Source organism: Variovorax sp. P4_D9 (genome assembly GCF_056401695.1).
The window spans coordinates 1-8,838 of sequence record NZ_JBFUIU010000370.1; the positions used below are offsets into that span (position 1 = coordinate 1).

General features: G+C 68.8%; 9 protein-coding genes. 3 read left to right on the plus strand and 6 right to left on the minus strand.

Annotated elements, in window-relative coordinates; translation table 11 throughout:
- The 3 genes from AC1DY5_RS31295 to AC1DY5_RS31305 form a co-directional block, all read left to right on the plus strand.
- A partial coding sequence (locus AC1DY5_RS31295) for an efflux RND transporter permease subunit (RefSeq protein WP_478117792.1) occupies positions 1–487 on the plus strand: 487 nt, incomplete at its 5' end.
- Complete coding sequence (locus AC1DY5_RS31300; protein ID WP_478117794.1) at positions 484–1,170, plus strand: heavy metal response regulator transcription factor; 687 nt, start codon at positions 484–486, stop codon at positions 1,168–1,170. The genes AC1DY5_RS31295 and AC1DY5_RS31300, both read left to right, overlap by 4 nt.
- On the plus strand, positions 1,167–2,540 hold the full coding sequence (locus AC1DY5_RS31305) for a heavy metal sensor histidine kinase (protein WP_478117796.1): 1,374 nt from the start codon (positions 1,167–1,169) through the stop codon (positions 2,538–2,540). The genes AC1DY5_RS31300 and AC1DY5_RS31305 overlap by 4 nt, the downstream gene beginning before the upstream one ends.
- Before the next feature lie 6 nt (positions 2,541–2,546).
- Here the strand turns inward: AC1DY5_RS31305 and AC1DY5_RS31310 are convergent, their stop codons facing one another.
- The 6 genes from AC1DY5_RS31310 to upp form a co-directional block, all read right to left on the minus strand.
- Positions 2,547–3,827, minus strand: a complete 1,281-nt coding sequence (locus AC1DY5_RS31310) for an amidohydrolase family protein (protein WP_478117797.1) — start codon at positions 3,825–3,827, stop codon at positions 2,547–2,549.
- Positions 3,827–4,750: an ABC transporter permease gene (locus AC1DY5_RS31315; protein WP_478117798.1), complete on the minus strand. Its 924-nt coding sequence runs from the start codon at positions 4,748–4,750 to the stop codon at positions 3,827–3,829. The genes AC1DY5_RS31310 and AC1DY5_RS31315 overlap by 1 nt, the downstream gene beginning before the upstream one ends.
- Positions 4,747–5,808 (minus strand): ABC transporter permease, encoded by a 1,062-nt coding sequence (locus AC1DY5_RS31320; protein ID WP_478117800.1) that lies wholly within the window; start codon positions 5,806–5,808, stop codon positions 4,747–4,749. Before AC1DY5_RS31320 ends, AC1DY5_RS31315 begins: the two co-directional genes overlap by 4 nt.
- On the minus strand, positions 5,805–7,328 hold the full coding sequence (locus AC1DY5_RS31325; RefSeq protein ID WP_478117802.1) for an ABC transporter ATP-binding protein: 1,524 nt from the start codon (positions 7,326–7,328) through the stop codon (positions 5,805–5,807). The genes AC1DY5_RS31320 and AC1DY5_RS31325 overlap by 4 nt, the downstream gene beginning before the upstream one ends.
- A 22-nt stretch (positions 7,329–7,350) precedes the next feature.
- The gene (locus AC1DY5_RS31330; protein WP_478117806.1) at positions 7,351–8,334 is read right to left on the minus strand and encodes a BMP family protein; all 984 of its coding nucleotides are present in this window, start codon (positions 8,332–8,334) and stop codon (positions 7,351–7,353) included.
- Between the two features lie 174 nt (positions 8,335–8,508).
- A partial coding sequence (upp, locus tag AC1DY5_RS31335; protein ID WP_478117804.1) for a uracil phosphoribosyltransferase occupies positions 8,509–8,838 on the minus strand: 330 nt, incomplete at its 5' end.

The following is an 8,838-nucleotide window of genomic DNA, read 5'->3' on the forward strand; positions in this document are numbered from 1 at the left end:
TCCGTTGACCATCCTGTCGACCCTGCCGTCGGCCGGGGTGGGCGCGCTGCTGATCCTGATGGCGGGCGGTTACGATCTCAGCGTGATCGCGCTGATCGGGATCATTCTGTTGATCGGGATCGTGAAGAAGAACGGCATCATGATTGTGGACTTCGCCCTGCACGCCGAGCGCGACCGCGGGATGTCGCCGCGCGATGCGATCTTCGAGGCCTGCATCCTGCGCTTCCGCCCGATCATGATGACCACCATGTGCGCGCTGCTGAGCGGGCTGCCACTGATGCTGGGCCATGGCGCCGGTTCCGAGCTGCGCCGGCCGCTGGGCTACGCGATGGTCGGCGGGCTGATCCTGTCGCAGTTGCTGACCCTCTTCACCACGCCGGTGATCTATCTCTACCTGGACCGCGCCCATCACTGGTACGTGCGGCGCAAGACCGCGCGCCAGCAGCGCAGGCTGCCACCGGCACCGAGCGGAGTGCTGATCGAATGAAAGTCCTGATCGTCGAGGACGAGCGCAAGACCGCCGAGTACCTGTACCAGGGGCTGACCGARCAGGGCTGCACCGTCGATCTCGCCTTCGACGGCATCGACGGCCAGCACCTGGCCTTGCACTACGACTTCGACGTGATCGTGCTCGACGTGATGCTGCCCGGGCTGGACGGCTTCACGGTGCTGAAGTCGCTGCGCAGCGTGAAGAACACGCCCGTGATCATGCTGACGGCCCGGGACGGCGTGGCCGACCGGGTGCGCGGGCTGCAGGACGGCGCCGACGACTACCTGGTCAAGCCGTTTTCCTTCCTCGAACTGCTGGCCCGGCTGCAGGCGCTGACCCGGCGTGGCCGGAGCCAGGAGACCACGCTGCTGCGGGTCGGCGACCTGCGGGTCGACTTGCTGAGCCGCAAGGCGATCCGCCAGGAGCAGCGCATCGACCTGACGGCTAAGGAGTTCGCGCTGCTGGCGGTGCTGGCGCGGCGCCAGGGCGAGATCCTGTCGAAGACGGTGATCGCGGAGCTGGTCTGGGACATGAATTTCGACAGCAACACCAACGTGGTCGAAGTTGCGATCAAGCGCCTGCGCGCGAAGATCGATGCACCCTTCGGCAAGAGCCTGCTGCACACCATCCGCGGCATGGGCTACGTGCTGGAGAACCGCAGCGGTCCGGAGCCGGAATGAGAAATTCGATCGCCATCAGGCTGGCCCTGATGTTCGCCGCCGCCGCGCTGGTGGCGCTCGCGCTGCTCGGCGGCGCGCTGCACCATGTGCTGTCGGGCGAGCTCGCGCGCCACCAGGCGCAGCAGATCGACGATCGGCTCGAGGACATGGCCTACATGCTCCAGCATGGCCGAGTCGAGAACCTCGGCGAGCGCATCCGTGACAAGCTCGACACGCTAGGCGCGGCCGATCCGCGCGCCCGCTCATGGCTGTGGAGCGAAGACCCGTCCTTTCGTTACGGCGAAGACCTGACGCTGGTCGAGGCCGCGCTCGCCGCCGGGCGGGACAGCGTCGAACTGCCGATCGGCGCGCCGCCGCGGCTGACCCGGATGCGCGTGCGCGGCGGCGAGCTGCCGGCCAACGGCCTGCGGCCCGCGGTGCGCTACATCGCGGGCGTGGATGCCGAGCCCTTCGGCCACACCATGCGCACCTTCGAGACCGCGGTGGCGTTGTTGACGCTGGGCGGTACCGCACTGGCCGCGGCGCTCGGCTACTGGATCGCGCGGATCGGTCTCGGCCCACTGCAACGGCTGTCGGGCGAGGCCCAGCGCATCGGGCCCGACGACCGGGCACGGCGCCTGCAGCTGCCGGCGCTGCCGAGAGAGCTGGCCGAGCTCGGGACCTCGTTCAATGCCGCGCTGGACCGGCTGGACACGGCCTACCGTCAGCTCGCGACCTTCAGCGACGACGTGGCGCACGAATTGCGCACGCCGCTGGCCAACCTGATCGGCCAGACTCAGGTCGCGCTAGCCCGCGAACGCGATGCCGTCGAGTTGCGCGAAGTGCTGCAGTCCAATCTCGAGGAGCTCGAGCGGCTGCGTGCCATCGTGGCCGACATGCTGTTTCTGGCGCGGGCCGAGCAGGGCGTGCGAGCGCGCAGCCTGGTTGCCTCGTCGATTGCCCAGGAGGTCGGCAAGACGGTGGAGTTCCTCGACCTGCTGCTCGACGAGGCCGGCATGTCGGTGCAGGTCGAGGGCGATGCGGTGGCGCCGATCGAGACCTCGCTGTTTCGCCGCGCGCTGACCAACCTGCTGCAGAACGCGATCCAGCATTCGCGGCCTGGTAGCCGCGTGCTTGTGCGGATCGGTCACGACGAGCGCTCGGCTGTGGTGAGCTTTTCGAACCCCAGCGCACCGATCGCGCCGGAGCACCTGCCGCGGCTGTTCGACCGCTTCTACCGCGTCGACATCTCCCGCCGCAACAGCGGTGAGAACCACGGGCTCGGCCTGTCGATCGTGAAGGCCGTGGCGGTCATGCACGACGGCACCGTGTTCGCGCGCTCGGACGGAGGCGTGACGACGGTCGGCTTCAGCGTTGCACTGAAGACCTGAGGCGGTTCAGGGCCTGCTGTTCATCCAGGCGGTCGCGCCCGCGCGGCCCGGCACGTGGAGCGTTGCCGTGGCGGCCGGCGTCTCGGCCAGCAGCCGCCCCTTGCGATAGACCTTGAGGCGCGTCGCGCGCAGCCGGATCGCCTCCACCGGATCACGCGCCTGCAGCAGCACGAAGCTCGCGTCGCAGCCGGCTTCGAGCCCATGGCCTTCGAGGTGCATCACCTTGGCCGCGTTGACCGTCACGGCGTCGAAGCAGTGGCGAATGCCGGCCTGACTGGTCATCTGCGCCACGTGCAGGCCCATGTGCGCGACCTCCAGCATGTCGCCCGAGCCCATGCCGTACCAGGGGTCCATCACGCAGTCGTGGCCGAAGGCGACGGTGACGCCGGCGGCCATCAGCTCGGGCACGCGGGTCATGCCGCGGCGCTTGGGGTAGCTGTCGTGGCGGCCCTGCAGCGTGATGTTGATCAGTGGATTCGAGATCACGGCGACGCCGCTCTCGGCGATCAGCGGCAGCAGCTTGCTGACATAGTAGTTGTCCATCGAATGCATCGAGGTGCAGTGCGAACCCGTGACCCGGCCCTGCAGCCCAAGCCGTTGGCTCTCGAAGGCCAGGGTCTCGATGTGGCGCGACAGCGGGTCGTCGGATTCGTCGCAGTGCATGTCGACCAGCTTGCCGCGCTCGGCCGCGATCTCGCAGAGCAGCTTCACGCTGGCGGCGCCGTCGGCCATCGTGCGCTCGAAATGCGGGATGCCGCCGACCACGTCGACGCCCTTGTCGAGCGCGCGCTTCAGGTTGACGGCGCCGCCGGGCGAGCGCAGCACGCCGTCCTGGGGAAAGGCGACCAGCTGCAGGTCGAGATAAGGCGCCACGAGGCGCTTGACCTCGAGCAGCGCGTCGACGGCGAGCAGGCTGGCGTCGCTGGTGTCCACGTGGCTGCGGATGGCGAGCAGGCCCTTGGCCACAGCCCAGTCGCAGTAGGCCAGCGCGCGTTCGATCAGAACATCGGCCTTGAGCAGCGGCTTGAGTTCGCCCCACAGCGCAATGCCCTCGAGCAGCGTGCCACTCTGGTTGACGCGCGGCAGGCCGTAGCTCAGCGTGGCGTCCATGTGGAAGTGCGGATCGACGAAGGGCGGTGCGACGAGCAGGCCGCCGGCATCGAGCTTCTGCGCGGCCGGTGCATCGAGGCCCGCCGTCACTTCGGTGATGCGCCCGTCCTGCACGGCGATCGACATGCCGGTGCGGCCGTCGGGAAGCGAGGCGTTCCGGACCAGCAGATCGAGCATCAGCGTTCTCCTTTTCGATAGGGTTTCATCAGCGACTGCGGATAGCTTGCCTTGCGTGCCACCAGCACCAGCGCCAGGATCGACAGCAGGTAGGGCAGCATCAGGTAGAGCTGATAGGGCAGGACGGCATCGCCGGATTGTTGCAGCCGCAATTGCAGCGCATCGAAGAAGGCGAACAGCAGCGCGCCGAGCAGCGCCTTGCCGGGCCGCCAGGACGCGAACACCACCAGCGCCACGCAGATCCAGCCGCGGCCGTTGATCATGTTGAAGAAGAAGGCGTTGAAGGCGGACAGCGTGAGGAAGCAGCCGGCCACGCCCATCAGCGCCGAGCCGGCGACGATGGCGCCGGTGCGCGTGGCGGCGACCGACACGCCCTGGCCCTCGGCCGCCTGCGGGTTCTCGCCGACCATCCGCACCGCCAGGCCGGCGGGCGTGCGGTACAACCCCCAGGCGACTAGCGGCACCAGCAGCAGCGCCAGCAGCGTGAGCGGGGTCTGCGACTCGAGGACCGGAACATGCAGCCAGTCCATCGGCGCGAAAGGCGTGACGGTCGGCGGCGTGTTGACCTTTGGGAAGCTGACCCGATAGCCGTAGTAGCTCAGCGCGGTGGCGAGCAGCGTGATGCCGAGCCCCGACACATGCTGCGAGAGCGCCAGGCCGACCGTCAGGAAGGCATGCAGCAGGCCGAACACGGCACCCGTCAGCGCCGCGACGCCGACCCCGATCCACAGCGGCGCCCCGGCATAGACCGCGAACCAGCCGGCGAAGGCGCCGGCGACCATGATGCCCTCGATGCCGAGGTTCAGCACGCCGGCGCGCTCGCACAGCAGCACGCCCAGGGTGCCGAAGATCAGCGGCGTCGCGATGCGCAGCACCGCGACCCAGAAGGAAGCGTTCGAAAGGATGTCGAGAAGGTCGCTCATTTCCAGCGGATCCGGTACTGCGTCAGCAGGGTCGCAACCAGCACCGCGATCAGCGAGGCGGCGACGATCACGTCGGCGATGTAGGTCGGGACACCGATCGCACGGCTCATGGTGTCGGCACCGACCAGCACGCCGGCCACGAACACGCCCGCCGCCAGCACGCCAAGCGGATGCAGGCCCGCGAGCATCGCGATCACGATGCCGCTGTAGCCGTAGCCCGGCGACATGTCGAGCGTGACGTAGCTGGTGCGGCCGGCGACCTCGATCGCACCGGCGAGGCCGGCCAGGGCGCCCGAGAGCAGCGCGACGCAGACCACGGTGCGCGTGACCGGCACCCCGGCGAAGGCGGCGGCGCGCGCGTTCGCGCCGACGGCGCGGATGTCGAAGCCGATCACGGTGTACTTGAACAGCAGCCAGACCATGACGGCCAAGCAGCCGGCCCACAGCAAGCCGGTGTGGATGCGGGTCTGCGCGACCAGCTTGTCGAGTTCGAGCTCCGACTGCAGCGAGACGCTCTGCGGCCAGCCCATCGCGGTCGGGTCCTTCATCGGGCCATCGAGCATCGCCGAGACGCCGAGCAGCACGATGAAGTTGATCAGCAGCGTGGTCACGACCTCGTCGACGCCGAGCTTGCTCTTCATCAGCGCCGGGCCGAGCAGCAAGAGCGCACCGGCCAGCGCGGCGGCGGCCATCATCAGCGGGAACAGCAGCCAAATCGGCAGCTCGAAGCCGGTGCCGCCGTGCAGTCCGCCGACCGCCACCGCGGCCAACGCGCCGGCATACAACTGGCCCTCGGCGCCGATGTTGAAGAGCCGGGCCTTGAAGGCGACTGTGGCGGCCAGGCCGGTGAGAATCAGCGGGACGGCGCGGGTCAGGGTTTCGCTCAATGCGAAGACGGAACCGAAGCCGCCTTGAAGGAGCAGGGCATAGGTGCGGCCGACCGGCGCGCCTGCCCAGAGCACCAGCAGGGCGCTCACCAGCAGGGTGAAGGCGACGGCGCCGAAGGGCGCCAGAACCAGCGCGGCGCGCGATGTCCGGTGGCGACGCTCGAGCCTCATGAGCCTGCCATCGCGAGGCCGATCGCCTCGCGCGACCAGGCCGCGGCCGGCCTGGGTTCGCCGAGCTCGCCGCCGTGCATGACGGCGACCCGGTCTCCCAAGGTCAGCACCTCGTCGAGATYATCGGAGATCAGCAGCACCGCCGCACCGTCGTCGCGGGCCGCGATCAACTGCTGCTGCACGTAGGCGACGGCGCTGATGTCGAGGCCCCAGGTCGGCTGGTGGGCGACGATCAGCCGCGGGGTGCGCTGCTTCGCGGCGGCCGACGCCGGCGCCATCAGCGCGCGGCCGAGGATCAGCTTCTGCATGTTGCCGCCCGACAGCGCGCGGGCCGGCGATTCGAGGCCCGCGCCGCGGACGTCATAGGTCTTCTCGACGGTGCGCGCATGGGCCTTCGCCGCCCCGCGCCGGACCCAGAGCCAGCGCGAGAATGCCCGGCTGCGCAGGCGTTCGGACACCGCGTTCTCCCACACGGGCAGGTCGCCCACGACGCCGACCGCGTGCCGGTCTTCCGGGATGCGTGCCACGCCGCGCTGCACGAGGCGGGCGGGCGAGGGCGGCAGGTCGCGGCCCATCAGTCGAACGGTCCCCGCGATGGCACGCCGCGTGCCGCTCAGCAATTCGGCCAGCGCCACCTGGCCATTGCCCGAGACCCCCGCCACCGCGACGATCTCTCCGGCCTTCAGCGTGAGGCTCACGTCCTGCAGGCGATCGTGCCCGCTGCCCGCGGTGCGCACGTGGTCGAGCACGCAGACCGCATCGCCGATCTGGCGGGCCGGCCGGCGCACCGTGTTCTCGATCGCATGGCCGACCATCCACAGCGCCAGCTGCGCTTGCGTGGTGTCGCCGGCGCGCGCCTCGGCCACCCGCTTGCCGCCGCGCAGCACCAGGATGCGATGCGACACGCGCAGCACCTCGGGCAGCTTGTGGCTGATGAAGATGATCGACAGGCCCTGGGCCACCATCTGCCCCAGCGTGTCGAACAGGGCCTCGCTCTCCTGCGGCGTCAGCACGGCCGTCGGCTCGTCGAGGATCAGGATGCGCGCATCGCGGACCAGTGCCTTGAGGATCTCGACCCGCTGGCGCTCGCCGACCGACAGGCTGCCGACCATCGCGTCCGGCTGCACCGCCAGGCCAAAGCGTTGCGCCACGTCCAGCAGCTTGGCGCGCGCCGCGGTGCGCCGCGAAAAAGGCTGCCAGAGCGGCTCGGTGCCCATCAGCACGTTGTCGAGCACGCTGAGGTTGTCGGCCAGCGTGAAGTGCTGGTGCACCATGCCGATGCCGGCCGCCAGTGCCGCCTTCGGATTGCCCGGCGCCAGCGGCCGGCCGAACACTTCGATGCTGCCTTCGTCGGCCACGTAGTGGCCGAACAGGATCGACATCAGCGTCGACTTGCCGGCACCGTTCTCGCCCAGCAGCGCGAGTACTTCGCCGGCCTGCAGGTCGAGCGAGATGGCGTCGTTGGCCACCAGCGCCCCGAAACGCTTGGTGATGCCGCGAAGCGCGAGAACGGCGGACAAGCGGGCTACTTCCAGCGCCCCTTCACTTGGCGGTCGACTTGGGCTGGCTGTCGTCCACCTTGACGGTGGTCTTGCCGGCCAGGATGTCGGCCTGCTTGGTCTTGACCTTGGCGACGATGTCGGCCGGCACCTTGGTCTCGAAGGTGCCGAGCGGCGCGAGTTCGGAGCCCTTGTACTTCATCATCGAATAGGGGCCGTAGTCCTCGGCCGCGAACTTGCCTTCCTTCACGAGCTTGATCGCGCGGTCGGCCGAAGGCTCGAAGTTCCAGAGCGCCGACGCGACCACGGTGTCGGGGTACTTGTCCTGGGTGTTGATCACGTTGCCGATCGCGAGCTTGCCCTTCTCCTTGGCCGCATCGCTGACGCCGAAGCGCTCGGCATACATCACGTCGGCGCCCTTGTCGATCATCGCGAAGGCCGCTTCCTTGGCCTTCGGCGGATCGAACCAGCTGTTGATGAAGCTGACGCTGAACTCGACCTTCGGATTGGTCTCCCTGGCGCCGGCCATGAAGGCGTTCATCAGCCGATTGACCTCGGGGATCGGGAAGCCGCCGACCATGCCAATCTTGTTGGTCTTGGTCATGCCGCCCGCGACCATGCCGGAGAGGTAGGCCGGCTCCTGGATGTAGTTGTCGAAGACAGCGAAATTCGGCGCCTGCGGCTTCAGCGAGGAGCCCATCAGGAAGGCGGTCTTGGGAAAGTCCTTGGCCACCTTCCGGGCCGCGGCCTCGACACCGAAGACCTCGCCCAGGATCAGCTGGTTGCCGGCCGTGGCGTACTCGCGCATGACCCGCTCGTAGTCGGCGTTGGCGACGTTCTCGGTCGCCGTGTATTCGATCTCGCCGCGCGCCTCGGCCGCCTTGAGCGCCTTGTGGATGCGCCCCACCCATTGCTGCTCGAACGGCACGGTGTACACCGCCGCCACCTTGAGCTTGGCCTGCGCGAGCGCCAGCCCCGGCGCCCCCGCCGCCAGCGCGGCGGCGATGGCGACCGAACGAATGATCATTTGACGGCGAAATTTCACTGCACTTCTCCTCGAGTTGATAAGAGATCCAACCACCRACACGCGTCCCGTCTGTTCGTGAGACACCGCGGAACCGGCTTCGCCGGGCTGCTGGTGTTGCCCCCGGCAGGGGGTGGGCGCCCGGACACGAAGTGCCGGGCAACCTGGGGGCGAGCGTCACTTCGTGCCGAAGATCCGGTCCCCGGCGTCGCCGAGCCCGGGCAGGATGTAGCCGTGGCTGTTGAGTTCGCGGTCGATGGCGGCGGTGTAGATCGGCACGTCGGGGTGGGCCGCCTGCATCGTCTTGACACCCTCGGGGCAGGTCAGCAGGCAGACGAACTTGATCGACTTCGGGTTCAGCTCCTTGAGCCGCTCGACCGCCGCCACGGCCGAGTTGCCGGTCGCCAGCATCGGGTCGACCACGATCGCATCGCGCTCCTCCATGCCGCCGGGCATCTTGAAGTAGTACTCGACGGCGGTCAGCGTCTTCGGGTCGCGGTACAGGCC

Excerpts from the sequence above, each read along its gene's own strand:
- AC1DY5_RS31305 (WP_478117796.1), top strand. The coding sequence starts at position 1,167 with ATGAGAAATTCGATCGCCATCAGGCTGGCCCTGATGTTCGCCGCCGCC.
- AC1DY5_RS31310 (WP_478117797.1), bottom strand. The coding sequence starts at position 3,827 with ATGCTCGATCTGCTGGTCCGGAACGCCTCGCTTCCCGACGGCCGCACC.
- AC1DY5_RS31315 (WP_478117798.1), bottom strand. The coding sequence starts at position 4,750 with ATGAGCGACCTTCTCGACATCCTTTCGAACGCTTCCTTCTGGGTCGCG.
- AC1DY5_RS31320 (WP_478117800.1), bottom strand. The coding sequence starts at position 5,808 with ATGAGGCTCGAGCGTCGCCACCGGACATCGCGCGCCGCGCTGGTTCTG.
- AC1DY5_RS31330 (WP_478117806.1), bottom strand. The coding sequence starts at position 8,334 with ATGATCATTCGTTCGGTCGCCATCGCCGCCGCGCTGGCGGCGGGGGCG.